General features: G+C 56.3%; 28 protein-coding genes. 8 read left to right on the top strand and 20 right to left on the bottom strand.

The window, feature by feature from the left end; translation table 11 throughout:
* Positions 1–778: 778 nt before the first annotated feature.
* The 6 genes from ACR0NO_RS09545 to ACR0NO_RS09520 form a co-directional block, all read right to left on the bottom strand.
* Positions 779–3430, bottom strand: coding sequence for a PriCT-2 domain-containing protein (locus tag ACR0NO_RS09545; protein ID WP_480723785.1), 2652 nt, complete (start codon positions 3428–3430; stop codon positions 779–781).
* Between the two features lie 232 nt (positions 3431–3662).
* Positions 3663–3950, bottom strand: a complete 288-nt coding sequence (locus tag ACR0NO_RS09540) for a hypothetical protein (protein WP_480723784.1) — start codon at positions 3948–3950, stop codon at positions 3663–3665.
* Positions 3950–4171 (bottom strand): hypothetical protein, encoded by a 222-nt coding sequence (locus ACR0NO_RS09535; RefSeq protein ID WP_480723783.1) that lies wholly within the window; start codon positions 4169–4171, stop codon positions 3950–3952. The genes ACR0NO_RS09540 and ACR0NO_RS09535 overlap by 1 nt, the downstream gene beginning before the upstream one ends.
* The gene (locus ACR0NO_RS09530) at positions 4171–4476 is read right to left on the bottom strand and encodes a hypothetical protein (protein WP_480723782.1); all 306 of its coding nucleotides are present in this window, start codon (positions 4474–4476) and stop codon (positions 4171–4173) included. The genes ACR0NO_RS09535 and ACR0NO_RS09530 overlap by 1 nt, the downstream gene beginning before the upstream one ends.
* A 183-nt stretch (positions 4477–4659) precedes the next feature.
* The gene (locus ACR0NO_RS09525) at positions 4660–5202 is read right to left on the bottom strand and encodes a hypothetical protein (protein ID WP_480723781.1); all 543 of its coding nucleotides are present in this window, start codon (positions 5200–5202) and stop codon (positions 4660–4662) included.
* Positions 5199–6347, bottom strand: coding sequence for a tyrosine-type recombinase/integrase (locus ACR0NO_RS09520; protein ID WP_480723780.1), 1149 nt, complete (start codon positions 6345–6347; stop codon positions 5199–5201). The genes ACR0NO_RS09525 and ACR0NO_RS09520 overlap by 4 nt, the downstream gene beginning before the upstream one ends.
* A gap of 178 nt (positions 6348–6525) precedes the next feature.
* On the opposite strand from ACR0NO_RS09520, the gene ACR0NO_RS09515 reads away from it, so the two are divergent.
* Positions 6526–6717, top strand: coding sequence for a hypothetical protein (locus ACR0NO_RS09515; RefSeq protein ID WP_170471344.1), 192 nt, complete (start codon positions 6526–6528; stop codon positions 6715–6717).
* Between the two features lie 2 nt (positions 6718–6719).
* Here ACR0NO_RS09515 and ACR0NO_RS09510 read toward each other — a convergent pair whose 3' ends face one another.
* Positions 6720–7367 carry an RluA family pseudouridine synthase gene (locus ACR0NO_RS09510; RefSeq protein WP_480723779.1) on the bottom strand — a complete coding sequence of 216 codons (648 nt, stop codon included), beginning with the start codon at positions 7365–7367 and terminating at the stop codon, positions 6720–6722.
* Positions 7368–7462: 95 nt separating this feature from the next.
* Here ACR0NO_RS09510 and ACR0NO_RS09505 point away from each other — a divergent pair, with 95 nt between their 5' ends.
* Together ACR0NO_RS09505 and ACR0NO_RS09500 are read left to right on the top strand one after the other, a co-directional pair.
* Positions 7463–7873, top strand: a complete 411-nt coding sequence (locus ACR0NO_RS09505) for a nuclear transport factor 2 family protein (RefSeq protein WP_480723778.1) — start codon at positions 7463–7465, stop codon at positions 7871–7873.
* A gap of 2 nt (positions 7874–7875) precedes the next feature.
* Positions 7876–8586: an SGNH/GDSL hydrolase family protein gene (locus tag ACR0NO_RS09500; protein WP_480723777.1), complete on the top strand. Its 711-nt coding sequence runs from the start codon at positions 7876–7878 to the stop codon at positions 8584–8586.
* Here ACR0NO_RS09500 and rarD read toward each other — a convergent pair.
* From rarD to ACR0NO_RS09445, 11 genes are all read right to left on the bottom strand, one after another.
* On the bottom strand, positions 8577–9482 hold the full coding sequence (gene rarD, locus ACR0NO_RS09495) for an EamA family transporter RarD (RefSeq protein WP_480723776.1): 906 nt from the start codon (positions 9480–9482) through the stop codon (positions 8577–8579). The genes ACR0NO_RS09500 and rarD overlap by 10 nt on opposite strands.
* 254 nt (positions 9483–9736) lie before the next feature.
* On the bottom strand, positions 9737–12190 hold the full coding sequence (locus tag ACR0NO_RS09490; RefSeq protein ID WP_480723775.1) for a GcvT family protein: 2454 nt from the start codon (positions 12188–12190) through the stop codon (positions 9737–9739).
* Positions 12191–12279: 89 nt separating this feature from the next.
* Entirely contained in the window at positions 12280–13263 is a 984-nt protein-coding gene (locus ACR0NO_RS09485) for a GlxA family transcriptional regulator (RefSeq protein WP_480723774.1), read from the bottom strand.
* A 17-nt stretch (positions 13264–13280) separates the two neighbouring features.
* A complete protein-coding gene (locus tag ACR0NO_RS09480) occupies positions 13281–14174 on the bottom strand; it encodes a homocysteine S-methyltransferase family protein (RefSeq protein ID WP_480723773.1) in 894 nt (297 codons plus the stop codon).
* Positions 14175–14186: 12 nt separating this feature from the next.
* Entirely contained in the window at positions 14187–15239 is a 1053-nt protein-coding gene (locus ACR0NO_RS09475; protein WP_480723772.1) for an alcohol dehydrogenase family protein, read from the bottom strand.
* Between the two features lie 97 nt (positions 15240–15336).
* Positions 15337–17784, bottom strand: a complete 2448-nt coding sequence (locus ACR0NO_RS09470) for a GcvT family protein (RefSeq protein WP_480723771.1) — start codon at positions 17782–17784, stop codon at positions 15337–15339.
* Positions 17785–17800: 16 nt separating this feature from the next.
* Positions 17801–18181, bottom strand: a complete 381-nt coding sequence (locus ACR0NO_RS09465; protein WP_480723770.1) for a GFA family protein — start codon at positions 18179–18181, stop codon at positions 17801–17803.
* Between the two features lie 4 nt (positions 18182–18185).
* Entirely contained in the window at positions 18186–18809 is a 624-nt protein-coding gene (locus tag ACR0NO_RS09460; RefSeq protein ID WP_480723769.1) for a LysE family translocator, read from the bottom strand.
* A complete protein-coding gene (locus ACR0NO_RS09455) occupies positions 18809–19378 on the bottom strand; it encodes a helix-turn-helix domain-containing protein (protein WP_170375545.1) in 570 nt (189 codons plus the stop codon). Before ACR0NO_RS09455 ends, ACR0NO_RS09460 begins: the two co-directional genes overlap by 1 nt.
* Before the next feature lie 125 nt (positions 19379–19503).
* Positions 19504–19956 carry a GAF domain-containing protein gene (locus tag ACR0NO_RS09450; RefSeq protein WP_480540248.1) on the bottom strand — a complete coding sequence of 151 codons (453 nt, stop codon included), beginning with the start codon at positions 19954–19956 and terminating at the stop codon, positions 19504–19506.
* 75 nt (positions 19957–20031) lie between these two features.
* Complete coding sequence (locus ACR0NO_RS09445; protein WP_480723768.1) at positions 20032–21204, bottom strand: thiolase family protein; 1173 nt, start codon at positions 21202–21204, stop codon at positions 20032–20034.
* A gap of 100 nt (positions 21205–21304) precedes the next feature.
* On the opposite strand from ACR0NO_RS09445, the gene ACR0NO_RS09440 reads away from it, so the two are divergent.
* From ACR0NO_RS09440 to ggt, 3 genes are all read left to right on the top strand, one after another.
* Positions 21305–21643: an STAS domain-containing protein gene (locus tag ACR0NO_RS09440; RefSeq protein WP_480723767.1), complete on the top strand. Its 339-nt coding sequence runs from the start codon at positions 21305–21307 to the stop codon at positions 21641–21643.
* 14 nt (positions 21644–21657) lie between these two features.
* Positions 21658–22113: an ATP-binding protein gene (locus ACR0NO_RS09435; RefSeq protein ID WP_170701174.1), complete on the top strand. Its 456-nt coding sequence runs from the start codon at positions 21658–21660 to the stop codon at positions 22111–22113.
* A gap of 228 nt (positions 22114–22341) precedes the next feature.
* The gene (gene ggt / locus ACR0NO_RS09430; RefSeq protein WP_480723766.1) at positions 22342–23919 is read left to right on the top strand and encodes a gamma-glutamyltransferase; all 1578 of its coding nucleotides are present in this window, start codon (positions 22342–22344) and stop codon (positions 23917–23919) included.
* A 25-nt stretch (positions 23920–23944) separates the two neighbouring features.
* Here ggt and hspQ read toward each other — a convergent pair whose 3' ends face one another.
* On the bottom strand, positions 23945–24271 hold the full coding sequence (gene hspQ, locus ACR0NO_RS09425) for a heat shock protein HspQ (protein ID WP_170375556.1): 327 nt from the start codon (positions 24269–24271) through the stop codon (positions 23945–23947).
* A gap of 80 nt (positions 24272–24351) precedes the next feature.
* Here hspQ and ACR0NO_RS09420 point away from each other — a divergent pair, with 80 nt between their 5' ends.
* Together ACR0NO_RS09420 and ACR0NO_RS09415 are read left to right on the top strand one after the other, a co-directional pair.
* A complete protein-coding gene (locus ACR0NO_RS09420) occupies positions 24352–25233 on the top strand; it encodes an AEC family transporter (RefSeq protein WP_480675203.1) in 882 nt (293 codons plus the stop codon).
* A 61-nt stretch (positions 25234–25294) separates the two neighbouring features.
* Positions 25295–25876 carry a transglycosylase SLT domain-containing protein gene (locus ACR0NO_RS09415; protein ID WP_170375559.1) on the top strand — a complete coding sequence of 194 codons (582 nt, stop codon included), beginning with the start codon at positions 25295–25297 and terminating at the stop codon, positions 25874–25876.
* A 10-nt stretch (positions 25877–25886) separates the two neighbouring features.
* Here ACR0NO_RS09415 and ACR0NO_RS09410 read toward each other — a convergent pair whose 3' ends face one another.
* Positions 25887–26483 carry an outer membrane lipoprotein carrier protein LolA gene (locus ACR0NO_RS09410; protein WP_170642640.1) on the bottom strand — a complete coding sequence of 199 codons (597 nt, stop codon included), beginning with the start codon at positions 26481–26483 and terminating at the stop codon, positions 25887–25889.
* Positions 26484–26519: the final 36 nt, after the last annotated feature.

The following is a 26519-nucleotide window of genomic DNA, read 5'->3' as shown; positions in this document are numbered from 1 at the left end:
GGCCCCACTCAGACAGCGTTTAAAGCCGTGCAGACTAAGCTGGGTCGACGTCACTCACTACCGACGATCCAGCAACGTGGGTACCTTGCTCCGAGACCGCGAGCGACCGCAAAGGTAAAATTTTAGATCACGAAAGCAGTCTTTTTTGCAAGGGTAACCAGCGAATTAGACTGCAAATCAAAAGCGTCAATGCTGTTTTTCCGAACGTACGTTGCCTCTTCATCTCTGTGTTTAGCTTTGGGCAAATGTTAAAGATACTTTGCAGAACGGCACACTATCGGATGAGTGCTCGCTATTCCAATATTGCTTTATGACCACAAAAGCCCTTGCAGACTTTTTCAAGATAGTTTCCCCCGCCGACGTTACGGGTTTGTGCATCCCTTTTAGGTTTCCCTCCCCCATACTGAGAGACGTCCGCCGATCCCTGCTCCCTAACAATGAAAGTGTGATCACATTGGTTATGTTCTCAGATGTTCTCGAAGTGGTGGCGATTTCTAAGGCAACCTACCTGCCTTAGGGCAACCCAAAGGCAACTGACCTGCCTTAGGTAAACCCTTGCGAGGATTGAGAAAAAAAGCAATAAGGCAACTAAGGCAACCTTCCTTCTATAACTTCCCGAAAAAGAATTTGGAAAACCAAAAAAAGTAATAGAAACTTTTCCACTTCTACCTGCCTTGTCTGCCTTTCTAAGTTTTTATGTAATGATAACATAGGTTTGCTTAAGGCAACCTGACTGCCTTAAGACACCTTGAGGTTGCCTTAGATGCTCTGAGATTGGTTAGACTATGATGTCGTCTGACGTGTTCACCCCTACCATTCGGGCAAACTCTGGATACTCTTCTGCCTTAATGAGCAACATACGTTCTTGTTTGTAAGGTGCGTTCGGACTGTCTTTCCTGCACCAAGGACGAACGTGAGTGGATGCGTTCAAGTGTTTTGCTACTGCATCGTAATGCAAGACCAATCTGCCTGCTTTGCTTGGTTCGACACTGTGTAGAAACCGTTTGAACAATTCACGTGGGTAACTCACACCCACCACAATCGAACCGTCCACTTCCATTGGATTGCCGTCCTTGTCGAATAGGGTATGCGTGTGTTCCCGAACGAACTTATCCAATCGGTCGTTGCTCAACACATCGTCGTTGCGTCTGCCCATCCAATGCGTCCAATCATACGCCAATTCATCAATACGGTTTTCAATCGCATCTTCGACGCCAGTGAGTGGATATTCTGCACGGAATGTTTCGATTACCTCGTAAGATTTCTTAGACGCCACATTTTCAGGCATACTGACGTATTGCTGCATCTCAGCATTGAGCAAACGTCCAATGTGATAGAATAGGGCAAGACGATATGCTTCCTCACCCACCTTTTGGAAAACCGGACGATGTTTGATGCTGCCTGACGATGTTCGATTGATGTAACTGAACCGATTGAGCAACTGTTCCGACGGATCATCGAACGACGCAATGGGATCGGCAGAGGTGAACAACTTCGTATACACTGGGGCATTGTTGTTGGATCCGTATTTGACGTTCACACTAATGTCGTCACTCCACTGCTTTGCCTGATCGTTCATTGACCTAAACTCGTCCAACGCCAACACCCACGAAGTCACAAAGTCACTTGGTGACAGTCCGGAAGGTTGCCCCTTGGTCAATCGGTCCATTTCTGCTTGGTCAATCTCAGTACAAATCCCCAAAGTCTTTATGATTTTGATCAGTTCAGACTTGCCAAAATCCGAACTTGCCTGAAGGAACACAAATCCCCGTTTGCCATTCTCGTTGACACGTATAGCAACGATGAACCTGAGCAAATCTTCCAACTCTGGGAAATGCTCTCGATAGTCGTCCCAAACTGCGTCATTTGCCCATTTCGCATATTTGTTGATGTCAGGGAATTTGAGTTTCGTCCTCACTGTCATAACGGATTTCCTCGGGTCAAAATATACGTCGAGACCTATCGCAGTTTGCGGTCTCAGCGTCTCACGTTGCGTCAAATTGATGAAACGCCGGTTTGCTGCTGCGTAGTCCAGAATGCCGGCAACTGCCGCCTGAGACGCGATATTGTGCATTCTGTCCGCAACGGCAGCAGTTATTCCGTTGCCCATTCTAGTGATTGCTTCATCCACCAAACCCATCAGGCGTTCCCGTGCTCCCTCTTTAAAAAGGTGAACGCCACTTCTTCGAAGGCGTTCTGGGATTTGGGCGTGGGCACGTTTCTCTTCGATAACCCAACCGGGATCGGAATTGCGTGCAAAGCAAGTGAACTTGTTGTGGACTGCGTTCCACGCCACCAAACGGCACGCCTTGACAACTGCTGCCTTGTTCAGCAACTCGGTCGCATAGTCACGGTCTGGGTCACCTAAGATTTCCCCGATGGTGTGATTGAACCCACTAAAGACTTTCATTGCTGCCTTCGTAGAGGTTTTGACCTCTGCCAATTCCTCAGGCGTGGCGTCCCGGCGTTGGTGAACGCCTGTGTCTTCGTCAGTCTCTTCTGACTGCATACCTTCAAACGCAGTGTCTAACTCGTCTGCCGTGACTTCGTTTTCTGGCCCCCAACCTGCCAAAAAGAAAATCGTGCCAACCCCGACACCTTCACCCTTCGCACCCTTCCAAACGTCGGCAACTGCATCGGGTTCGTAGTTGTGTGGGGTTTCGAAATGGAAGTCACCCCGTGACCATTCCTCTGCCAATTCGTATCCGTCTTGACCGCCGTCAAACCAGTTGTGCAGGGCAAAGACGACACGCAACCATTGCTCACGATCTGAACTCGGATCAATCCGTTCCAAAGCAGTCCGAACATCGTCAACCACTGCGTGAGACCAGTCAGAAACGCCCTCTGACCCTTCCTGCCAGTCTTCATCCCGTCCAATCCGGTCAAACGCCGTTATGCGAGCGTTTTTGGCACCGTTAACCGTGACTGGTGACCCTTTTATTTTGTCGAAAGTGAGGGCAATGCCGCGACCATCACTCGAATAAATTCCTGCTCCGTTGCGTTCACGTATATACGTTGGATCGTCAGGTTGTCGTTCGGTGAGTGTGTGCAAACCTGTGCCACTGACACTGAGTTCGGTATAACTCTCTGACACGATAGGTTTGACCCAATGGGCAAGTGTTCCGTCCTCACTTACACAACCGTCCCAGTCTAGGATGATCAATGCTGATCCCGGTCGAGGCAGATAACCAATGCAGAAATCATCAGTCTCCCCAAATCGTTCGAGAAGACGTGTGCAGGCGTTTGCTGCCTCGTCAAAGGTCAGTCTGGCAGCAGTGGTGGTTTTGCGGTTTCGACCAGTCTCAGGATTGCACGGGATTTTAGGTCGTTTGCCGTCTGGTTTTGGCGGGTCGATGCGATAGACGAACCAATTGGTTTCCCGTTTTGCCCGCTCCCATACATCTCCCTGAGGTTCAACTGGATTGGTCATCAGTCACAACTCCGTCTGCCCGCTCAGAAAGTTAATTCCGAACGAAATAAGGGGTGTTACTGCCTGTGAGGAATTGCTTAGTATACAAGCAGCATCGAAAATGGACCAATCCCTAGATACGCAAATCTATGATGGGATTGGTCCAAGCATCGTATCTCAGCACGACCACTCGTAATACCCTCTACTTTAGGGTATACTTTTGATTTATTTAAGTTTTCTACGTGTCAGAGTTTTACCAATTGACCACACTTTCGGGTTTGTGACCTTTTAGTTCGCGTTTGTAAGCAGCACGTGCTTTGCTAAAGCGTTCATTCGCAGTCGCCACTTTGATGATTTTCTTTGCTACCTTTTTCACGTCCTTTTTGTGAGCATTGTAAAACCCTGCTAACCACAAAGCACGATGTGCCAATTCGTACACGTCTCGGTCTTCATTTCGGTAACCTAGAAACCAACCTGCTTCCCCGATTTGATCGCAAAGAAGGTCCATTTCTCCGAGTTCATATTTTCCGGTCAGTTTCATCACGCTTCCCCCTCACGTTCTTCCAGACTTTCTTGGCGTGCTCGATTTAAATGAAACGATACTCCCTCAACAAACGCTGGGTCGGTTTCCTCTGAAACTGTCACCCCAATGGCGGCGGCAATGCTATACACCAAAGTTCGTTCGCACGCGTCGGGGTAATCAGTCACTACAAGTTCGGCGATTTTGTATGCCTTCGAGAACATCTCTGCTGGATTTGCCATCACGCTGCCTTTGCGTTTTGTGCTCGACGCCATTCTTGCTCGTCGCGTTGCCACGATGCTTCGTCTGCGTAGAAATCAATACGTGCCTCGATGTAGTTGCAAATTTCCTCTTCTTCTTCGAGATTTACACCTAGGAAATAGGTGATGAAAAACGCTGCCCCATACGATGGCATTTCACCACACCAGCAACTGTATTCTGCTGCACGGATCAGATCGTCGAGCGTGCGTTTTTCTTTCTTGCTCAGATATTTGAACTTTGGACGCTTAGGTTCCGTCGGCGGTGCAATTGGATATTCTTTAGACATTACTCATTCTCCTGACTAGTTAAGGTATCTTCGAGCCAAGCGACTACCCACTCAGGACGCGCAATGATGCGACGACCCAGCACAATGTGCCGGGGGAAACACCCCTGCTTTTTCAGGGCTTCCAAAGTTGTCCGAGGAACACCGATTGAAGCTGCGATTTCGTCAAACCCGTAGGCCAATCGTTCAACGACCTCGGGCTCCTCTGGCAGTTCGACAACTTGCGTCCGTTTGATGCGTGGTAGCTTGCTCATGCCCATCAGGTAGCAAACGGACAAATGCGACAGTCAGAGGATGTCGCAAAGGTTTTTCAGTTTTTTTAGCCGACGTATATCTTTGGATTTGCCGACGCGACTTTATTATTCCCTTTGCAGCCAAGGCAGCTTGGATTTCGGCAGTAGATTTGCCTTGCTTCTTGAGGTTTAAGGCTTGCTGTCTATAAGACAAGGAAATCCCGGATCGTTCTCGGTTTCGGGTATCCCAACCAGAAATATCCGCCCAATCGTAAACTGCTTGAGTTGCACCAAGCCAAATGCTGTCATCTGGCACACGCTTCTGTTCAAGAATGGTCTTGAGACGATCAATTCGCCAATCGTCTACTGGTATATCTTGGACCAACTCAAGGGCACTGCCAGCAGTGTCAGTCAGGCCATTGACCTCAACAAAATCAAAACAGATTTCAGCTTGGCTAAGCAGTTCCATCATTGGCTTTATGTTTCGACGGGTCATAGGAACGCTCTGATGTCGTTGGCTGCTATGTGCGAATAGGCCGCATCTAACATCCTGATTGATGTGCCGGCGTATTTGGCAACAATAGCTGGTGAAACGCCTCGCTCCAACATTTTGGTCAATGCTGTATGTCTCAGCGTGTAGAACGCTACTCCCTTGGGCAGCCCAGACGCTTTGACCGCCGCCCACATTGGTTTGATGTGTGAGTGCTCAATCCACGGTGTTCCATTTTGACGTATGAACAAATTGGCGTCCTGACTTCGGCCATTGGCAATGCGGTGTAGGAAGTCTGCAGTCTCAGGTTTAAGCGGGACAGAGCGTTCGCCAGTCTTTCCTGACACAACCAGAATGTCGTCTTTCAGATCACCTACCTTGGCGTCACGCAATTCGCCCAATCGACAAGCTGTCATTGAGGCCGCTTGCATAAGCAAGCTCAGGTCAGGACGTGCTGCTGCGTAAAGCCGTCTCAGCTCGTCATCCGTCAGGCAGATAGCTCTGGGTGCAACCACTTTGCCCGTCTTGAGCTTCTTAACGTGGTCCCAATGTCGAGCCCCAACATAGCCAACCTCATTGGCAGATTTGGTCAGTGCAGCTTTGACGATTGCACAATCCCTGTTCCACGTTCCCCGCCGCGATGGTGTGTCCGGTTTGGCCGCCAAGAACGACTTTTGCCAACGTGAGAAGTCCAAGGCACGCACCGTGGACAATTTGCGGCCTTTGAAATGCTGTCCCAGACGGTTGGGCGTTTGTTCAAGATCACGCTTAACCTTTTGCGATGTGGTGGTCAGCAGCTTGGCTTCGCTCCACCGTCCCAACGCCGCGTAGACTGTGATATCTGTTGTGGCTTCCTCAAGATCAAATTCGGATGCTTTCTTGAGTGCGTCGGCAAATGTCAGACCCTCACCAAAATCATCAGCAACACCAATCGAAGCGAAGGAATAGCCATCGGGTGCTTTGGTTCGAACCTCCCAGCGTCCAGCAGAGGTGGCTGTTCTACGTCTGTATGTCAGCGATTTGCTGGGTGCGATCTTGAGGGCGTATCGGGCTGACCGCGGCTTAAGGTTCAGTCGGGCTTCAGGTGTTGATAGTGCGTTCGCTTGCATCTCAATGGTCCATTTTTTGGCTAAAAACTCATTGAGGGACAATTGGGATTTACTGGGGCGTAGAGTAAATCCCCTAATCCTGACACAAGGATAGCTAAGGATAACAAGGGTTTACTGGGGTGTAGGTTTGCTACTGACAGCTAGGGTAATCGCACTGACAAGGGGGTGTCAGGAGTGGTGCGCGAGATTGGGTCAGATTTCAAAAACCCGGAGGCCCAATATGCCCAGTCTAGACAACCATGTTCTGATGCACCTGAAACTTGAACGTTGGTCGCAGGATCACACCCTTCGCGCCTATGAGATCGAGCGTGAACTAGCCGCAGATCGACACCGCGCACAACCCGCGCGCCGCAAAAGATCGCGTAGGTTTTCCCTCGGGAACCTGAAACTGTTGTGGACCAACGTGGCCTGAGGCTAGAAGTCCGCCTTGGCACGAAACTTCATCGCCACGCCGCCCTCGGGGCTTTTCAGGCGCAATTCCTCGGAATGCAGCATGAGGCGTGGGAAATCGCGCGCTGCGCCTTCGGCGTAAAACGGGTCACCCAGAATCGGGTGGCCCAAGGCCAGCATGTGAACACGCAACTGATGCGAGCGGCCGGTTTTCGGAAACAGACGAACGCGCGTCGTATCACCTTCGTATTTGACAACACGCCAATCGGTGACGGCCTGTTTGCCCGTGTTATGGCACACCATCTGGCGCGGTCGGTTCGGCCAGTCGACGATGAGCGGCAGATCAACCGTGCCCGTCTTGGCCTCCAGCCGCCCCCAAACGCGGGCTATGTAGATTTTACGGGTTTGGCGCTGCTCGAACTGCATGCTCAGATTGCGTTGCGCGTGGGGCGTCTGCGCAAAGACCATCACGCCCGAGGTATCCCTGTCCAACCGATGCACCAACAGGGCCTGCGGAAACACCGCCTGCACGCGGGTCATTAGGCAATCCGCCAAATGCGCTCCACGCCCCGGCACCGACAACAAGCCCGAGGGCTTGTTCACCACAATCAGTTGCGCATCTTCATGCAGCACATCCAGCGGTGTCTGGGGGGGATCGTAAGTCTCGCTCATTCCCGCGTGCCTATCCCACAGCGCCACTTCCCGCAACGTCGTCCTTGCGTGCGGCGCGCGTATCGTGAACCGTTGAGGCAAAAAGGGGAGAGGTCATGCATCCAACAATCGAACGTATGCAAGAGGTTGTCGCCAAAGGGGACGAAGCCCTCATTCACGAGCTTTTGGCCGAGGACGTCCGCTTCATGCCGCCCACCTACTACAGCACATGGACCGGCCGCGCGCCGGTTGCGGCCGTATTGAGCCATGTGGGCAAGGTATTTTCCGACTTCCGCTATCGACGGATCATGGGCAGCGGCAATGACTGGGCGCTGGAGTTTCAATGCAAGGTCGGAGATCTGGATGCGGTCGGCGTGGACCTGATCACGCTAAACGACGAGGGTTTGATCCAGCAGTTCGAGGTTGTGATGCGCCCTCACAAGACCATTGGTGCCCTGCGTGAAGCGATGATGGCCCGTGTGATGACCGACCCCCGGTTTCTGGAATTCAAATCCGCCCTAAGCTGATCATGTCAAATCCGCTTGCCGCCGATCAGATTCTGCGTGTGCCCCTGCTGCCAGTTCTGGCGGCGCAGGGCTTGGCTGTACGCCGCAAGGCCCAGCTGCTGCCGGAACCGATTGGTCCGCGCGAAGGGCGAACGGGCCGTGGGCCTCGCCTACGCCTGTTGATTGCGGGCGACAGTTCTGCCGCCGGCGTAGGCGCGGGCACGCAAGAACAGGCGCTGTCAGGCCATTTGGTCAAACACTTGGCGCGGCATCACTCGGTCGAATGGCGGTTGGAGGCAACAACCGGACACACGACACGAGATACGCTTGAGAGGTTGCAAACGATTGAAGGCACATACGATGCGGTCGTCACCGCGCTCGGCGTGAACGACGTGACCCGAGGCGTGACCTATAAACGCTTCGTTGAACGGCAAAACCAGTTGGCCAGGACGCTGACCCAACGCTTCGGTGCGCGACGCGTTGTGGTAACGGCTGTACCGCAGATGAACCGCTTTCCGTCCCTGCCCCATCCTTTGGCATGGGTATTGGGTCGACAATCCGAGCGCCTGGATCGTGGTCTGCAACAGGTCGTTGCTGCCCATCCGCAACTCCGACACTTGTCACTGGATTTACCGAATGATCCCGCTCTGGCCGCGCCGGATGGATACCACCCCAGCCCCAAAACCTACGCGATTTGGGCCGAAAGCGCCGCGCGTCTTCTGCTTCAGGCCTGAGCCCTCGCCTGTCGGATCATCGGGATCGAATACACCACAAGCGCCGCCCAGATCAGAGGAAAGGCAATCATACGGCCCCGGTCAATCTGTTCTCCGAACACGGCGACTGCGGTGATGAAGATCATGGTGGGCGCGATGTATTGCAGGATGCCCATCGTTGACAGCCTGACGAGTTTGGCCCCGTTGGCATAGACCAGCAAAGGCACCGCCGTCACGACACCAGCGCAGGACAATAGGAACGTATCCGATGCCAACACCCCGAAATGCCCAGTCCCTTGAAACGCCAGCCAGGTCACATAGGCGATCGCCGGGATCAAAAGGATCAGAACCTCAAGCAGAAACCCCTGATTGGGGCCAATCGGCAGAGACCTTTTGAAGAACGCGTAGAATCCCCAACTCACCATCAAACCCAGCGCCGCCCAAGGAAGACGCCCAGCCTCGACCACCAGAACCAAAACGCCCAAAGCTGCCAGACCGACAGCCACCAGTTGTATGCGCGTCAGAGGTTCTCGCAGCAGCACAGCGCCCAAGGCGATACTGAACAATGGGTTGATGTAATACCCTAGCGCCGCATCCAACGCATGGCCGGTTGAGATCGCCCAGACATAAATCGCCCAGTTCACCGAGATCAGCGCCGCCGTCAAAGCCGCCATGCCCAACATCTTGGGATTGCCCAACGCCGCCCTAAGGTCGCGCGTCCGCCCCAGAATGACCAGAAGAAGCCCTGCGACCGGAACCGACCAGATGACCCGATGCGCCACAACCTCAACCGGGCCAATATGGCTCAGCGCTTTCATATAGAGAGGCAGGAAACCCCACATGACATAAGCAGAAACTGCCAGCACAAAGCCTTTTGGGGTGTCCGCATTTTGTGAAGGTGAGGAGGCAGTCGCCACGGTAAATCTCCGACAAGTATCGGACCCATTTACGGCAGTTTCGGAAGGGTTGAAAACTCTGAAAACAGTGAAGTCGCGCATAACGAATTGTGATGGGTCGACTTCGAAACCGTGCTTTTGAGCGAGGCTCTGCCTCGCGCTCCGGGATATTTTTTTAGCCAGTTGAAGACCGGATTCCCTGCTTCATCTGGCCCTAAATATCCCGGGGGAGTCGCGGCTTGCCGCGGCGGGGGCAGAGCCCCCAGCTCTGCGGGTCAAACCTTCACGCGCTCCGACTTGGGATCATACATCGGCTTCAAAGACGCCTCGGCCTTCACTTTGACACCACAAACGTCGATCTCATAGCTCGATGCCAGAAAATCCGCAGCTTTTTCGCCTTCGCACGGCACGTAGCCCAGACCGATAGCACCACCCAGCGTGTGTCCGTAGTTGCCGGAACTCAGGTAGCCGACATACTCTCCATTGCGCACAATTGGTTCGTTGTGGAACAACAGCGGCTCGGCCTCGGTCAGTTTGAACTGCACGAGACGGTTTTTGGGACCAGTCTCTTTGCGCGCAATCACGGCTTCGCGGCCAATGAAGTCACAGCCCTTGTCGACCTTCACGGCAAAACCAAGCCCGGCATCAACCACGTGGTCTTCACAGGTGATGTCATGCCCAAAATGGCGGAAGCCCTTTTCGATTCGGCAGCTGTCCATCATGTGCATACCGCACAGCTTTAGACCCATATCCTGCCCAGCCGCGTGCAGCGTCTCGAAGGCATGTCCTGCCATGTCAGAAGAGACATAGATCTCCCATCCCAGCTCTCCCACATAGGTGACGCGATGCGCGCGGGCGAGGCCCATGCCAAGCTCGATCTCTTGTGCCGTACCAAATGGGTTGGCCGCGTTTGAGAAATCGTTGGGCGAGACTTTCTCGAGCAAAGCGCGCGCGTTCGGTCCCATGACGGCCAAAACGCCTTCGCCGGCGGTCACATCTGTGATGACGACGTTGAAGTTGCCCGCGTTGCGCTGCATCCATGTTTGATCCGACAGACGGGTCGCGGCTGGTGTGACGACCAGATAGGCGGTCTCGGTCAGGCGGGTCACGGTTACGTCGGCCTCGATCCCGCCGGTGCGGTTCAGGAACTGGGTGTAGACAATCTTGCCATTCGGCACCGAGTAGTCGCCTCCGCCGATATAGTTCATGAATGCCTCGGCATCCGGACCTTCGACGCGGATTTTCCCGAAGGAGGACATGTCATACATGCCGACATTCTCGCGCACAGCGCGGTGTTCTGCGGCAGAGTTTTCGAACCAGTTTTGACGCTTCCAGCTATATTGGTATTCGCGTTCTTGCCCAGCTTTCGCAAACCAGTTGGCCCGCTCCCAACCGGCCAATTCCCCCATGACCGCGCCTTGATCCAACAGGTGATGGTGGAACGGAGTTCGCCGCACCCCGCGCGCGGTGGCTTTCTGACGATATGGGAAGTGATCGGCGTAGAGCAGGCCCAACGTCTCTTTCGAGCGCTCGAACAGGTACTGCTTGTTGCCTTGGAACGGCTGCATACGGCTGATGTCGACATCGCCCAGATCAAACGGCTTCTCGCCGCTGTCCATCCATTCGGCCAGCGCCATGCCCGCGCCACCGGCCGACTGGATACCGATCGAGTTGAAGCCTGCCGCAACCCAGACATTGTCCATCTCGGGCGCAAGACCCAAGTGATAGGCATCATCGGGAGTGAAAGATTCAGGTCCATTGAAGAAGGTGTGGATACCGGCTTCGGCCAGCATCGGCATGCGGTTCACCGCGGCTTCGAGGATTGGTTCAAAATGGTCGAAATCCTCGGGCAGTTGATCAAACTCAAAGCTGTCAGGGATACCATTCATGCCCCAAGGCTTGGCGTTGGGTTCAAATGCACCCAGCAGGATTTTGCCAGCGTCTTCCTTGTAGTAAGCGCATTCATCCGGAACGCGCAGAACCGGCAGCTGTGTCAGGCCATCAATGCCCTCGGTCACGATGTAGAAATGCTCGCAGGCATGCAGCGGAACGTTCACGCCCGCCATGCGACCCACTTCGTGGCCCCACATCCCAGCGCAATTCACCACCATATCGCATTCGATGTGGCCGGAGGCGCTTCCATCGTCGGCAACCCAGTCAACGCCGGTGACCTTGCGCCCTTGCCTGACGACATCGGTGACCTTCACACGCTCTTTCACGATGCCACCGCGCTGGCGCGCACCTTTGGCCAGAGCCAGCGCGATATTCGCCGGGTCACCCTGCCCGTCCAGCGGCAGATACACAGCCCCTTTGACGTCTTCGATATTGAGATGTGGATACAGCTCGGCCACGCGCTCGTTCGAGATCTCTTCGACCTCGACGCCAAAGGCGCGGGCCATAGCGGCCTGGCGGTAGATCTCTTCCTTACGCTCTTCGGTCAGCGCGACAGTGATCGAACCGCAGCGTTTGAAACCTGTCGCAACACCGGTTTCTTCCTCGAGCGAGCCGTAGAGCTCCTGACTGTACTTCGCCAGCTTGGTCATGTTCGCCGTCGCGCGCAGCTGCGCGATCAGACCGGCTGCATGCCAGGTGGTGCCGCTGGTCAGCTGCTTACGCTCAAGCAGTACAACATCTTTCCAGCCCTTTTTGGTCAGGTGATAGGCAACCGAGCATCCGATCACGCCGCCGCCGATGATGACCACGCGGGCCTTGCTGGGAAGATCAACCATAGTGAAGACTCCGTTCGTTCAGGTTTGTCCCTGAATGGCATGAAAAATCGGCGCGGAATCCATCAAAAACGTCATCGCATCCGCAAAAATCATCTCTGCGCGGCTTGTCTCTTTTGTTGGCGCATCACAAATGGCGTCACCCCGAAAAAACTCCGGTAAACCGATGAGAACCCGTTCGGGAAACCGCAGGCCAAGCCTATTTCACGCACGCTCATGGTGGTGTTCAGCAAAAGGTTGTTGGCCTTGGCCAACCGCATTTCGCGATAGAACCCGTTGGGAGTGGTGCCGAAGAACGCCTTGAACTTCCGCTCAAGCGATCGGTTCGAGATATTCAGGCTGTCCACGAGATCCTGGATCGGCAAAGGGTCTTCGATGTTGGCTTGCATCAGCTTGATGCAATGATCCAGTTTCTTGTCTCCAGTCGCTGTGTTTTTCGCGCCCGAGAACGGCTGCATCGACGAAAAATCGCGGATGTTTTCATGCAGCATGACGTCCGCCACGGTCAATTGCGTGGGCCCCGAGATATGCCGCCCGATCACGACCAGCGCGATATCGGTGGTGGCCCCCATACCTGCACAGGTGACAACTGCGCCGCGCTCGGTTGCGATGGACAGTTTCGCCTCGAACCGTGCACCGCGCTCACGCAGGAATGAGGCGTTTTCCCAATGGGTTGCCAGATCGGCTGTACCCTGCTCGTCGATATACCGGCTTGCCGCTTCGGCCAGCAAAAACACCTGTGCACCGCGATAGGTATAATTCGACACCACCCGGCCCAAAGACAGGTCAGGGTGATCCGGGTTCGAATTGCCGATCACAAACAGATAGGTGGCATCGGGTTGGTTCGGGATGGTTTCGGTCTGAACCGTTGCGTCGCTGCTGCTGGCGATCGGACCGCCGCGCAGAGATCGGTAGGTATAGGTGAACGGCGGCGTTGCAGACACCCGATTGGAAATCCTTAGAACATCTACCAGCGACGCGAGTTCCAGCAGCACAAAGCCCGGCGCGACCAGAATGTCGAAATGCACGGGGTTGGTCTGACGCGTGGTGGGGGCTGGTGATGGTGTCTCGGACATACCGTTCCCTTGTCGGTTCAGACGATCCGATGACCGGCTGACTGCAGACGATGCGCGAGGGCCTCGATATGATCCGGGCCGATCTCGCAGCATCCGCCAACGATTGTTGCGCCTTGCTCGACCCAGGCCATCGCGTGGTCGGCATAGGCCTCAGGGCTTAGGTCGTGGCGTTGGGCGAGACTATCAACCGTAGGGGCGTCTTGCAAAAACCCCTCGGCGATATGTGTGAAGCCGTTGGCATAGGCGCCATAGGGCAGTCCCATCCCTGACAAAATCTCAAGCCCGGCTGGAACCGCTTCGGGACGGGTGCAGTTGATCAGCACCGCTTGCGGATTGTAACGCTCGACCAAGGGGGTAATCTGATCCAACGGCTCGCCGGATCGCAGACGCGTTCCGTCCTCATCCATCGGAGACAGGGCCAGCCACACAGGCTTCCCGCAACCAGCTGTGCCCCGCAAAGCGCCTTCGGCCTCCATCACCGACGAGACGGTTTCGATCAGGATCAGATCCACACCATCCCCCATAAGCGCGACCAGTTCAGCGAATTTGCGCCCGGCCTCTTCTGGATCAGGCTCAAGATCGGGTCTGTAAGAGGCCAATAGCGGCCCAAGCGCCCCAGCGATGCGCCCTTCGTTTCCTGCGCGCGCCAGATCGGCCTGAGACACGGCAGTGTGGATCAATTGCGCCAACTGATCCTCGATCCCTTCGCGCACAAGGCGCGAGCGGTGGACGGCATAGGTGTTGGTTGTCGCGACTGTGGCCCCGCGTCGGAAGTATTCCGCATGAACCTCGCGCACCAATTCCGGTTGATCCATCATCACCCGCGTCGACCAGAGCGGCGTTGGTTGTTTACCGCTGCGCTTGACCAGCTCCTGCCCGATCGAGCCATCTAACAGAGTAATTTCGGCCATGTCATAAACTCCTTACGGGATCAGCACCAATTTCCCCGGCAACGCTTTGGATTGGAAATCCTCTTGTGCCTTAGCAATATCCCTTAGGGGATAGGTGCGGGAAATCAAAGGCTTGATCCGACCGGCATTCATCAGCTCAACCAAACGGCCAAACACCTCAGGCGATTGGTGAGTGCAGCCGTGAATGGTGATATCGCGCAGGTAGATGTCGCGCAGATCGGCCTGCACCATCGGGCCTGCAATCGCACCTGATACAGCGTAGTGCCCGCCGGGTTTCAGGGCCAGCACGAGGCCCGCCCATCTAGGGCCGCCAACCACGTCGATCACAACGTCGAACATATCTGCAGGCAACGCAGCATCGCGATCAAAGGTCTCAACCGCGCCTTGGGATTTCACAACCTCGGCCTTGGCGGCCCCGGTCACACCCCATACAGACGCGCCGCGCAGGCGGGCCAGTTGCACTGCCGCCAGACCGACACCGCCCGAAGCCCCAGTGATCAGCACCTTGTGGCCAGCGGTGACCCCGGCGCGGGTCAAAAGGTTCTCGGCAGTGCCAAAGGCGCAGGGAATGGCCGCGATCTCGGTATCTGACAGTGGCGAGGCAGAGACATCGTAGAGATCATCCGCCTCGACCAGACAATATTGGGCAAAGGCGCCATCAATCTCAGAGCCTAAGGCAATAAACCCCTGCGGATGGCCAGGTCGCGGGCGCGGCAAATTGATGGGGCAGGTCACGCGCTGACCGGGTTGAAACCCTGAACCCGGACAGACCGCTTCGACTATACCGCACAGGTCGCCGCCTTGAATTCGAGGGAACTGCAGCGCGCCGCCCCACCCTCCGGCATCGACATCCTGATCGACATCATCGGTGGCCCCGGTCACGTCCGAAGAGTACCACCCGACCCGCGTATTGATATCCGTGTTGTTGACCCCGGCAGCCGCGACGCGCACCAGAACCTGCCCGGGACCGGGCGTTGGAACGGGAATATCCTCGCGCCACTGCAAAGCCTCCGGCCCGCCGTGATGAGTGAGGTAAACGCCGGACATATGTGCAGGGATCGTCATTTCAGCCTTCCGATTTGGACTTTGGTGAAAGGCAGACTGGGGCCCGCCATGGGCCCCAGCTTGGAGTTTTGTGCCAATTTGGCAATCCCCAAAGGGATCAAGCGCGCAGACGCTCGTTGGCGGGATCCCAGAGCGGCTGGTCTTCCTGAACAACGGCGCGGTACTTATGGCCGTAGATCTCAACCTCAAGCTCAGTACCCGGGTTTGCGACGTCTGTCTTGACCATGCCCAGCGCGATGGACTTGCCAACGCGATAGCCCCATGCGCCCGAGGTCGTCTCGCCCACGATCTGATCGCCCTGCCAGATGCAGGACATGTAAGGCGCGTCGCAATCGCCTGCGTCCACTGTCAGCGTGACAAAGGATTTCTTCACGCCCTGTTGCTTTTCGTTCAGGATCGCGGCCTTCCCGGGGAAGTCCTGCGGTTTGTCCAGTTTAACGAACCGCTCCAGCCCGCCTTCCAGTAGCGAGTAGTCGGTCGACAGATCGCCCTTCCACGCACGGTAGCCCTTCTCGATCCGCAGCGAGTTCAGGGCGTACATACCGAACGGGGTTGCACCCGCGTCTAGGATGGCGTCGTAGATGGCTGGCATGTCTTCGTTGAGGGCGTGAACCTCCCAACCCAGCTCTCCGGCAAAGGAGACGCGGATCAGGAAGGCTGGTTTGCCCGCAACCGTCGCGGACTGATGCGTCAGCCAGCCGGTGGACAGATCCGCATCGCTGAGTCCCGAGAGGATCTCGCGCGATTTCGGGCCGGTCACGATCAGCGTGTCACGAGTGGTAGTGACGTCCTCGACTGAAACGCTAGAGGGCATGGCGGACATCAGGATGTCGCGGTCGTGCCACTGCGCGGTGGCGGCTGTGATCATCACGAACTCATCCTCGCCCAGTCGGATACAGGACATCTCGGTCAGGATACGGCCACGGTCGTCCGAAATGTAGACGAGGTTGATGCGGCCAATCTTGGGCAGACCACCGGTGATCAGGCCACGCAGAGCTTCGGCCGCGCCTTCACCTTTTACCATGAAACGCGAGAAGCCCGGCAGGTCCAGCACACCGCAATTGTCGCGGACGGCTTCGCACTCTTCCTTGATGCGCTGCTCCCAAGGGCCAGAGCGGCCCCATGTATGCGTGGCCTCAAGCGAGGTGTCGTCGCCCGGCTTGGCAAACCAGTTGGCACGTTCCCAGCCGTTATAGACCCCCATGACACCGCCGAGCTCTTTGACCTTGGCATGGACCGGAGACAGCTTCTTGTCGCGCGCAGCAGGCCATTCGTGGTGCGGGAAGTGCATGGCGTATTCGTTGCCGTAGACCTCCATGCCCTTCTGGTTGCAGTAGTCCTGATCGGTGTAGTCGGTGTAACGGCGCGGATCGACGGCCCACATATCCCATTCAGTGTGGCCATCAACGATCCATTCGGCCAGCACTTTGCCTGCACCACCGCCTTGCGCGATGCCGAAGGTAAAGCTGTGCGCTTCAAACGCGTTCTTCACACCGGGCATCGGGCCGATCATCGGCAGACCGTCCGGCGCGTAAGGGATCGGGCCGTTGATCACGCGACCAACCCCCGAGGTTGCCATCAGCGGAACGCGTTCCATCGCGTCGGTGATGATGTCCTCAATCCGGTCCAGATCGTCGTTCCAAAGCTGGAAGCTGAAATCCTCGGGCATCGGATCGTCTTCGGTCATCCACTCGCCCTTACAGTTGGGCTCATAGGGGCCAAGGTTGAAGCCGTTCTTTTCCTGACGCAGGTAGTATGAGATATCCACGTCGCGCAGCAGAGGCAGTTTGCCACCGTTCTCCTTCGACCATGCCTCAACCTCGGGGACTTCATCGGTCAGCAGGTACTGGTGGCTCATGACCATGGCGGGCACCATGCGGCCGCCATAGGGTTTGAACATCTCACCGACGCGCTGCGCGTAGTATCCGGCCGCGTTGACGACATAGTCACAGGCAATGTCGCCCTTTTCGGTGTGAACGGTCCAAGTGCCGTCATCGTGTTGCGTTACATCGGTGGCCGGGCAGAAGCGGATGATTTTTTGGCCCAGATCACGCGCGCCTTTGGCGAAGGCTTGTGTCAGCTGCGCCGGATCGATGTCGCCATCGGTCGGGTCGTACAGCACGCCTTCAAGGTCATGGGTTTCGAGGAACGGGTAGCGCTCTTTCGCCTGCTCCGGGGTCCACATCTCCATCGGAATGCCCTGGTAAAGGCCCATCGACATCGCGCGTTCGAATTCCTGCATGCGCTCTTTGCTATGCGCCAGACGGATCGACCCCGAAACGTGGTAGTTCATCGGATAGTCGACTTCTTCAGCCAGACGTGAATACAGCTCGGTCGAATAGCGCTGCATGTTCATGATCGCCCAGGAGGTCGAAAACGTCGGCACGTTACCCGCCGCGTGCCATGTAGATCCCGCAGTCAGCTCGTTCTTTTCCAGAAGAACGCAGTCGGTCCAGCCCTTCTTAGCCAGATGATACAGGGACGAGCAGCCGACAACGCCGCCACCGATGATGACCACACGGGCCTTGGTTGGAAAATCACTCATGTGTTTTGATCCTCTGTTACTGTGCCCGCTGGGGCAGATCGTCTGAGATGTCGTAGTAGTCACCTTTGTCCGCGACAAAGATGTGCTTTGAGAGTTTCAGGCCCGTCGGTGCGCTGAGCGCCCCCATCGAGATCGAAATCGTGTCTTCTTTGTCGTGCTGCCAGAACAGGAATGAGCCGCATTCGCTGCAGAACCCGCGCCGGGCGGTCTCTGAGGCGCGGAACCAACGCAGCGTGTCACTGGCGGTGAAGCTCAGGTTGTCCTGATGTGTCGAGGTCGATGACCAGACATGACCCGATTGTTTGCGGCACTGACCGCAATGGCAGGCGGAGGGCGGCGAGAGGTCTCCGTTAATCGTAGACGCGACTTTGCCGCAAAGGCAGGATCCCGTCTGCATATAGCTACCCCCTTGCTGCGGGCGCAGAGCTGGCACCCAACAACACGCCATAGATGATGAAACAGGTCGCCATGATCCGGCGGACCCAGATATTGAACACAGCCCCCAACGCCGCCTTGCCCATCAGCGCGCCCAATAGGGTGAAGCCGGTATAGCTGAGCGTCGTGATGATCAGAGCGGTCGGCATGATCACCCCCATCTGCTGCCAGATCGGCACGTCGGGCTGCACGAATTGCGAAAAGGCCGCCAGATAGCCAGCAACGCTTTTTGGATTGATTGTCGCCACCGCAAGCGCATGCAGATAGACATGCCGCGCAGGGCGCTCAGTGGCAGGCGCCGGCCGTTTCGCGTTGATCCATCCGCGAATACCGACCCAGATAAGAAACACCGCACCGATCAGTTTAGCGAAGAAGAAGGCGGTAGGTGAGGCTGCGATCAGGGCCGTTACACCCAATGCTGACAAGATCAGAAATGCGCTGGCCTGTGTCAGGATCGCAAGAACACCAAGCATCGCCTTCGGGAAGGGCAAGCTCATACCGTTTGAGATACAATTGACGGCATTCGGCCCCGGAGTGGTGACGAACACCACCCAGAACAGCGCGAATATGGTCCAGGCCTCAAAGCTCATCAGTATACCGGTGGTGCAATGACCCAGATGGCCACGGCGGGCTCATCATAGGGGTTTGCCCATTGATAGGGTTCGTGCTTGATGCGGAAACTATCGCCCGGCCCGACCGTGAAGTGCCGTGCACCGATCGTCAGGTCCAGTTGGCCCGAGATCATATATCCGACCTCCTGCGTTGGCCGGTCCGCGGGTTTTTGCATTTTGGATCGGGGCTCAAACGTGGAATGCACCATCTCGAAATCATCGGTCAGGTCTGGCGACAGCAGTTCTTCGATCAGACCTTCTTCACCCGAGCCCATAGGACGTCGTGAAACGGCGCGAACCACATAGCCTTGCTCCTCAACCGGAGCGGCAGAATGCGAAAACAGCATCGACATGGGAACACCCAGACATTCCGCGATCTGACGCAGGTCCGAGATTGAAGGGTCGGACATGTCCCGCTCGACCTGACTCAGCCAGCCGACCGAGCGGTTCAGGCGATCGGCAATTTCAGTCAGCGTCAAACCCCTTGCCTTTCGCAAGGCCCGCAAGTCCGCTCCGAGCGTCGCGCGCTGAGGGGTTTGCGTGTTCAAAGCCAGACTCCGATTCTCGTGAAATTCCTTCTACGTTTTTCACGATGCCTCAGTTCCGTGAAATTTCAAAGCATTTTTTCATGACAGGTCGTAAGTCAGCGACCAAACCCAAACATAACAAAGGCTTAGGCAGAGAACACGTCTTGAAGAATTTTCGTCAGTTCGGACGCGTCCACATCCGTGAAAGCATCCGGCTGGTCGCTGTCGATGTCAAACACGGCAATAACCGCGCCCGAGTCATCGCGAACCGGCAAAACAAGCTCTGACCTTGTGGAAGATGCGCAGGCGATATGACCAGGAAAGGCATCCACATCCGGAACCAGCTGCACCTCACCCGTGCGCGCGGCTGCGCCGCACACGCCGCGCTCGAACGGGATGACTAGACAGCCGTGACCGCCTTGATACGGGCCGATCTTCAGCAGGCCCGGTTCGGTGACGCGGTAGAACCCCGTCCAATCAAAGCGATTATCGGCGTGATGCACCTCGCACGCGATGGTCGCCATCAGGGAGACCTGATCGGTTTCGCCTTCGGTCAGGGAGGCGATGGTTTTGGCGAGGGTGTCATAGTCGACGGTCATATTGGCACTGCTCCGATCCGGGTCTTGGGGTGGCGACGCCCCCAGTCCCCGGAGTATTTGCAAAAGCGCGAAGGGTCAAACGCGTTCGATGGCGATCGCCGTGCCCTCTCCGCCACCGATACAGATCGCAGCGATCCCGCGTTTCAGGTCGCGTTTTTCCAGAGCGTTCAGAAGGGTGACCATGATCCGGGCACCAGATGCGCCGATTGGATGGCCCAGGGCGCAGGCTCCGCCATTGACGTTGACCTTGTCGCGCGGCAGGCCCATTTCGTGCATGAAAGCCATCGGGACGACGGCAAAGGCCTCATTCACCTCCCACAGGTCCACATCATCTTTGGTCCAGCCCAGAAGCTCCAGCAGCTTTTGCGCGGCAGGAACCGGAGCAGTTGTGAACAGGCCCGGGGCCTGCGCATGGCTGGCGTGGCCCAAAACGCGCGCGCGGACGGTTAGTCCTTTCGCCTCAGCGGCGTCCGCAGATGCCAGAACGAGAGCGGCTGCTCCGTCAGAAATGGAAGAGGAATTGGCCGCCGTCACCGTGCCATCCTGACGGAAGGCTGGTTTCAGCGTCGGGATTTTCTCGGGTCGGGCGGATTTGGGTTGCTCATCTGACTCAAGCACCAACGCCCCCTTGCGGGTTTGCACCGTGACCGCGGCAATTTCCCCGTCAAACGCGCCACTGTCCTGAGCGGCCAGCGCGTTCGAGAGGGATTGCAGCGCGTATTCATCCTGCGCCTCACGGGTGAACTGATAGGTCTCGGCGCAGTCTTCGGCAAACGTTCCCATCAGGCGGCCTTTGTCATAGGCATCCTCGAGCCCGTCCAGAAACATATGGTCTACGACCTGTCCGTGCCCGATCCGCGCTCCGCCGCGCATCTTCGGCAGCATGTAGGGCGCGTTTGTCATACTCTCCATCCCGCCCGCGATCATGGTATCTGTGTAGCCCAACGCGATCTGATCAAAGGCGATCATGGCGGCCTTCATGCCAGAGCCGCACATCTTGTTGAGGGTGGTGGCGGGCACTTCTTCTCCCAACCCGGCAGCAAACCCTGCCTGACGCGCTGGGGCCTGCCCTTGCCCCGCTGGAAGCACACAGCCCATCAGGACTTCGTCGACAGTTTCCGCACCGGCCTGCTGCAAGGCGGCGCGAATCGCGGTTCCACCAAGTTCGGCAGCGGGAACACCATTGAACATACCCTGGAACCCTCCCATAGGTGTACGGGCCGCGCCTGCGATCACTACGTCTTTCATCGAAAATCACTCCTCTTGCCGGAACTTGAATACCGAATGGTAAGATTTGCCGTCTAGCGTATTTCTACGACGCAATTTCAGCTGAAAAGGGCGGTCAATCATGGGGCTGACCAGCACAACTACCGAAGAGGCACAGATCATCACCGTTCATTCGGAACGGATAGATGCGGCCATCGCGATCCAGTTCAAGGAAGACATGCGTCGCGAAACAGAAACCGACGCAACGCGCATCGTTCTGGATCTGGCAGGCGTGGAATTCATTGATTCAAGCGGATTGGGGGCCATCGTCGCCTCGATGAAACAAATCGGCGGCGAACGCCGGCTGGATCTGGCCGGGGTGCAACCCGTGGTCGAAAAAGTGTTTCGCCTAACGCGAATGGACACCGTTTTCAGGTTGTTCGACTCCCTCGACGACGCGTTGTCGGCGAAGCCAGAGTAATGCGGCCAACGTAGATGTGTGTAACGCCGTCCAGTGATCAAACCTGCCTGCAACTGAGTTTTCCGGCGATTGAAGCGGAAGCCAGCGCTGGCATTGCGGAGTTGAGCGCAGGCCTGGCCCACCACGGCTTGCCTGTCGAAAAAGCGGACGACGTGAAGATTGCCTTGGCGGAAGCGATCAACAACGTCGTCGAACATGCCTATTCTGGTATTGAACCCGCCAAAGTGCAGGTCTGTTGCCGGTTGGAGCACAACCAGCTGGACATTCTGATATCGGATACGGGGCGGCCACTGCCCGGATGCAAACCTCCAGATGGGACCCCGGCCTCGGTTGAGACCAGCCTGCAGGACCTGCCAGAAGGGGGTTTTGGTTGGTATCTGATTCACGAACTGACAAGCGAGATTCGGTATGAGCGTCGCGATGGTTGCAATCTGTTGTCACTGCGGTTCGACGTCCCTATGCCAGAATGAACCGAGGGATTTGACGCGAAATGGCCACAATAAGGCCTTTTTCGAACCATTACGCCGCCCCAAACGACTGTCAAATATATCATCGTAGCTCAGATAGCTTCCCTCGGCGCCGAGTGTCACAGCCCCCACCCAGTGAACGGCGCCGAGGAACCTCCCTCCCCTCATTGAAGAACTGGACAATCATTCCCTGCGCGATAGTTTCGCGTTGTTCAAAATAGGGGGGTGATGATGCGGGATTTACACAAGCCGGGCCGGTCCGAAGTTCTGGCCACAAACGGGATGTGTGCGACTTCGCACCCCCTTGCGGCGAAAACCGCCGTCGACATTCTGGAACGTGGCGGAAACGCCATGGATGCAGCCATTGCCGGAGCGGTCTTGCTGGGGATTTGCGAGCCGCAGATGACCGGTTTGGGTGGCGATTGCTTTGTCCTCTACAACCGTGCGGGGGAAAACCAGATCCGAGCGTTGAATGGCTCGGGCCGGGCACCTGCTGCTGCGCAAGCCAGCGCGCTACGGGATCAAGGCTTGACCTCGGTGCCTTTGACCAGCCCAGACGCGGTTACAATTCCGGGCGCAGTCGACGCGTTCTGCCATCTCAGCCAAACCGAAGGCCGACTGGGGCTGGATGCAGTTCTGCAACCGGCCATTCGCTATGCGGAACAGGGGGTACCGGTTGCTCCACGCGTTTCTTTCGACTGGCACAACGGCGAACCGACCCTCCAAGGGGCCGCGCGGGATCACTATTTGATACAGGGGCAAGTACCCAAGACAGGTCAGGTCTTTCGAGCGCCAAAACAGGCCGAGGTTCTACGACGGGTGGCAAAGGATGGCCGGGATGCCTTCTATTCTGGTGAAATCGCGGAGGATATGATCGCCGCCCTTTCCGCCTTGGGGGGCCTCCACACCGCCGAGGATTTCCAATCGACCCAATGCACCCCCTCCGATCCGATGCGCGGCACCTATCAGGGCGTTGATCTGGTCGAGCATCCCCCCAACGGCCAAGGCGCAACGGCGATTTTGCTACTGAATATCCTCAAACATTTTGACCTTGCCAGCATGAACCCATTGGGCGCGGAACGGGTCCACATCGAGGCCGAAGCTACGAAACTGGCCTATGACGCACGCAACCGCTTCATCGCAGATCCCGATCATATGGCGCGGGCCGAGCAGTTTTTGGACAAAGACATCGCCACATCCCTCGCGGCTTTGATTGATCCGAAACAGGCCATGCCCGCTGCCGCCCCGCTGACCGAAGCGATCCACAAGGACACCGTCTACATTACAGTCGTCGACCGCGATCAGATGGCCGTGTCGTTGATCTATTCGATCTTCCACAGTTTCGGCTCGGGGATCGCATCCGAGAAATACGGCATCTTGCTGCAAAACCGCGGCGCAGGCTTCACCCTGCAAGCCGGGCACCCAAATGAGCTGGGTGGCGGCAAACGCCCGATGCACACGATCATTCCCGGCATGCTGGCCGAGAACAACCGCGTTACAATGCCCTTCGGCGTCATGGGTGGGGCGTATCAACCCACAGGACATGCGCGGTTCGTGTCAAACCTGATGGATTTCGGCTTTGACCTACAAGAGGCCATCAACGCCCCCCGCGCCTTCGCCGACGGAGGCATCCTGAAGCTCGAGCGCGGGTTCCCCGAAGCGGTTGCTCAACAATTAAGCGAAATGGGTCACACTGTGGAGGTCCCAGAAACTCCACTGGGTGGCGCACAGGCCATACGATTCCGTGAAGACGGTGTTTTGGAGGGGGCCAGTGACCCCAGAAAGGACGGTTGCGCGTTGGGGTATTGATCAACGCGCAGGCGCGTCGCCCCGCTCAGTTCAGATGGAAGTGCAGCGGGTAGGATCCATCTTCGAATGGGCCGAACATGTTGGGGATGTCGGGATGCTCAACCGGCTCACCCGATCGGTCCTCGATCAGATTTTGTTCTGAAACATAAGCTACATAGAAGGATTGGTCGTTCTCAGCCAACAGGTGATAGAACGGCTGATCCTTGATCGGCCGACTGTCTTCGGGGATGGCTTCGTACCATTCCTCGGTATTCGAAAACTCTGGATCCACGTCAAAAATCACCCCTCGGAAGGGATGTTTCTTATGTCGCACAACTTGTCCCAGGCCGTACTTGGCATGTGTCTTTAGCATTGTTTCAGCCCCCAAAGAGGTTACTACCTCTTTCCGGGCAGAAAAGCCAATCATTGATGTGAAATTAAGGGAAACAGTCTGTGAACCTCTTACTGACAGTGTTCGAAATTGCGGCACCCGTGTTCCTTTTGTCAGCAATCGGCTTTGTCTGGGTCAAGCTTGGTTTTGAATACCGCCTACAATTTGTGACGCGTTTCGCTATGACGCTAGCAGTCCCCAGTCTGATTTTCGTGGCCTTGATGCAGACCGAAATTCCGGGGGGTGATCTGTCACGGTTCACGCTGGCCACCATTGCGGCCAATCTGGTTCTCGCGGTCGTTTTCTGGGTCATTGTAAAGGTGCTAAAGCTTGAGCAACGCACCTACCTTTCGCCGCTGATCTTCGGAAATACCGGCAATTTGGGTCTTCCATTATGCATCTTTGCATTTGGTCAGGCCGGTTTGGGATATGCGGTTATCTTTCTGGCCGTGACCGCACTGTTTTCCTTTACCTACGGGATCTATCTGGTCGCGGGCAAAGGCGCGTTCGGACAGGTCATCCGACAACCCATGGTCTGGGCCACGCTGCTGGGGGCGCTTTTCCTGTGGCAGGATTGGGAAACACCTCAGTTCCTGACCAACACCTTGGATTTGCTGGGGCAAATGGCTGTTCCGATGATGCTTGTGACCGTTGGAGTTGCGATCGCGCGCCTGACCTCTCGCAGTCTTCACCAAGCCATTTGGCTGTCACTTCTCAAGCTGGCGGTTTGCTTTTCCTTGGGATGGGGCGTTGCGATCCTCTTCGGGCTTGAAACCATCGCATTCGGTGTTCTGGTCTTGCAAATGTGTACCCCGGTCGCGGTCACCTCATACCTGCTGGCCGAGCGGTTTGAGGCCGACGCAGACGCCGTAGCAGGCATGGTTATGGTCTCGACAGTGCTGTCTGTCGCCGCGTTACCGGGTGTTTTGGCTATCGTTCTGTAACGATTGTGATTTCCTCAGCGCTCAATCTGCGCTAGAATGCCAGAAAAAAGGCACGAGGCACATGAGCAGAATTCTATTCGTACTCCTAGGGGTGCTGCTTTTGGCATCCTGTGGTGGCGGGTCTAAACAGCCACCCAGCAGACTAAATGACGCGTGCAGCATTGCGCGCGAGAAACCTGACTACATCAAAGCCTTCAAAAAAACCGAGCGTAAATGGGGCGTCCCCGTTCACGTTCAGATGGCGACGATCTATCAGGAAAGCCGTTACCGTCACGATGCGCGGACCCCGCACCGCTATGTGCTGGGCGTAATCCCAATGGGACGGCAAAGCAGCGCCTTTGGCTACAGCCAGGCTCTGGACGGCACGTGGGAAGAATACCAGCGTGAAACCGGAAAACGCCGCGCCAAGCGGGACCGAATTCGCGACGCGTCCGATTTCATCGGCTGGTACATGAACAAAACCTACGAGCGGAACGGCATCAACCTGGGCGACACGCGCAACCAGTATCTGGCCTATCACGAAGGTCATACAGGCTATGCGCGCGGCAGCTACAACCAGAAATCCTGGCTATTGAATGTGGCCAGCGATGTCGATGCACGGGCCAACCTGTATCAAGCTCAGCTGGCCAGCTGCCGCTACTGAATTGGGCGGGTCAGCGATCGCTGGACCCGACCCGCTTTCCGTTCGAGAACAAGCTCTGATCGAGGCGTCCGCCCTCGGTCAGTTCCCCCAGAAGAACCGTGGTTTGGGTGCCTGCGTTGTCGTGGATCACCCATTTCCGCAGCTCGACGGGGTTGTCCGTAAACATCAGCTCAATTCGCCCCGACTCAGGGTTTTTAGGGTCTTGTGCCGTCACAACGGTTGCGGTGCCGTCAAAGTCGTGACCAACGACCATATTGGCCTGCCCCAGATTTACGTTCCGAGCCAGCACAAGTGACAGAGGCGTCCTTTTCAGCGGGTATTGTTCAGGTGGCTGGTTGGATTTCGGATCAAAGATCTGAACACTCCCCGAACGCGCAAGAACAACAGCACTGTCGGGCGGATCATATTCGAACCGCATCTTACCGGGTCGTTGGATCCATAGCTTGCCGGTACTGAGCGAGCCATCATCGTTTACTTGGGTAAAGCTGGTCTGAACCGTTTTCATCTTGTTCAGATAATTGGAGATCTCCGACAGCGGCAGCTTGTCTGCCGCCCATGCGGCAGGCGCGGCCAGTGTCAAAGCAAGGGCAAAAGCAATCTGTTTCATACGACTCAGATAAGGCTTCTGCCCTTGTTATTAAAT

The sequence above is a fragment of the Ruegeria sp. CL3 genome (assembly GCF_056536505.1).
This window is presented reverse-complemented; position numbering and strand designations above follow the sequence as displayed.

Excerpts from the sequence above, each read along its gene's own strand:
- ACR0NO_RS09510 (WP_480723779.1), bottom strand. The coding sequence starts at position 7,367 with ATGAGCGAGACTTACGATCCCCCCCAGACACCGCTGGATGTGCTGCAT.
- ACR0NO_RS09410 (WP_170642640.1), bottom strand. The coding sequence starts at position 26,483 with ATGAAACAGATTGCTTTTGCCCTTGCTTTGACACTGGCCGCGCCTGCC.
- ACR0NO_RS09490 (WP_480723775.1), bottom strand. The coding sequence starts at position 12,190 with ATGGTTGATCTTCCCAGCAAGGCCCGCGTGGTCATCATCGGCGGCGGC.
- ACR0NO_RS09470 (WP_480723771.1), bottom strand. The coding sequence starts at position 17,784 with ATGAGTGATTTTCCAACCAAGGCCCGTGTGGTCATCATCGGTGGCGGC.
- ACR0NO_RS09545 (WP_480723785.1), bottom strand. The coding sequence starts at position 3,430 with ATGACCAATCCAGTTGAACCTCAGGGAGATGTATGGGAGCGGGCAAAA.
- ACR0NO_RS09440 (WP_480723767.1), top strand. The coding sequence starts at position 21,305 with ATGGGGCTGACCAGCACAACTACCGAAGAGGCACAGATCATCACCGTT.
- ACR0NO_RS09445 (WP_480723768.1), bottom strand. The coding sequence starts at position 21,204 with ATGAAAGACGTAGTGATCGCAGGCGCGGCCCGTACACCTATGGGAGGG.
- ACR0NO_RS09505 (WP_480723778.1), top strand. The coding sequence starts at position 7,463 with ATGCATCCAACAATCGAACGTATGCAAGAGGTTGTCGCCAAAGGGGAC.
- hspQ (WP_170375556.1), bottom strand. The coding sequence starts at position 24,271 with ATGCTAAAGACACATGCCAAGTACGGCCTGGGACAAGTTGTGCGACAT.
- ggt (WP_480723766.1), top strand. The coding sequence starts at position 22,342 with ATGCGGGATTTACACAAGCCGGGCCGGTCCGAAGTTCTGGCCACAAAC.
- ACR0NO_RS09415 (WP_170375559.1), top strand. The coding sequence starts at position 25,295 with ATGAGCAGAATTCTATTCGTACTCCTAGGGGTGCTGCTTTTGGCATCC.
- ACR0NO_RS09435 (WP_170701174.1), top strand. The coding sequence starts at position 21,658 with ATGTGTGTAACGCCGTCCAGTGATCAAACCTGCCTGCAACTGAGTTTT.
- ACR0NO_RS09460 (WP_480723769.1), bottom strand. The coding sequence starts at position 18,809 with ATGAGCTTTGAGGCCTGGACCATATTCGCGCTGTTCTGGGTGGTGTTC.
- ACR0NO_RS09525 (WP_480723781.1), bottom strand. The coding sequence starts at position 5,202 with ATGACCCGTCGAAACATAAAGCCAATGATGGAACTGCTTAGCCAAGCT.
- ACR0NO_RS09530 (WP_480723782.1), bottom strand. The coding sequence starts at position 4,476 with ATGTCTAAAGAATATCCAATTGCACCGCCGACGGAACCTAAGCGTCCA.
- ACR0NO_RS09480 (WP_480723773.1), bottom strand. The coding sequence starts at position 14,174 with ATGGCCGAAATTACTCTGTTAGATGGCTCGATCGGGCAGGAGCTGGTC.
- ACR0NO_RS09465 (WP_480723770.1), bottom strand. The coding sequence starts at position 18,181 with ATGCAGACGGGATCCTGCCTTTGCGGCAAAGTCGCGTCTACGATTAAC.
- ACR0NO_RS09485 (WP_480723774.1), bottom strand. The coding sequence starts at position 13,263 with ATGTCCGAGACACCATCACCAGCCCCCACCACGCGTCAGACCAACCCC.
- ACR0NO_RS09515 (WP_170471344.1), top strand. The coding sequence starts at position 6,526 with ATGCCCAGTCTAGACAACCATGTTCTGATGCACCTGAAACTTGAACGT.
- ACR0NO_RS09500 (WP_480723777.1), top strand. The coding sequence starts at position 7,876 with ATGTCAAATCCGCTTGCCGCCGATCAGATTCTGCGTGTGCCCCTGCTG.
- ACR0NO_RS09540 (WP_480723784.1), bottom strand. The coding sequence starts at position 3,950 with ATGAAACTGACCGGAAAATATGAACTCGGAGAAATGGACCTTCTTTGC.
- ACR0NO_RS09475 (WP_480723772.1), bottom strand. The coding sequence starts at position 15,239 with ATGACGATCCCTGCACATATGTCCGGCGTTTACCTCACTCATCACGGC.
- ACR0NO_RS09450 (WP_480540248.1), bottom strand. The coding sequence starts at position 19,956 with ATGACCGTCGACTATGACACCCTCGCCAAAACCATCGCCTCCCTGACC.
- ACR0NO_RS09535 (WP_480723783.1), bottom strand. The coding sequence starts at position 4,171 with ATGGCAAATCCAGCAGAGATGTTCTCGAAGGCATACAAAATCGCCGAA.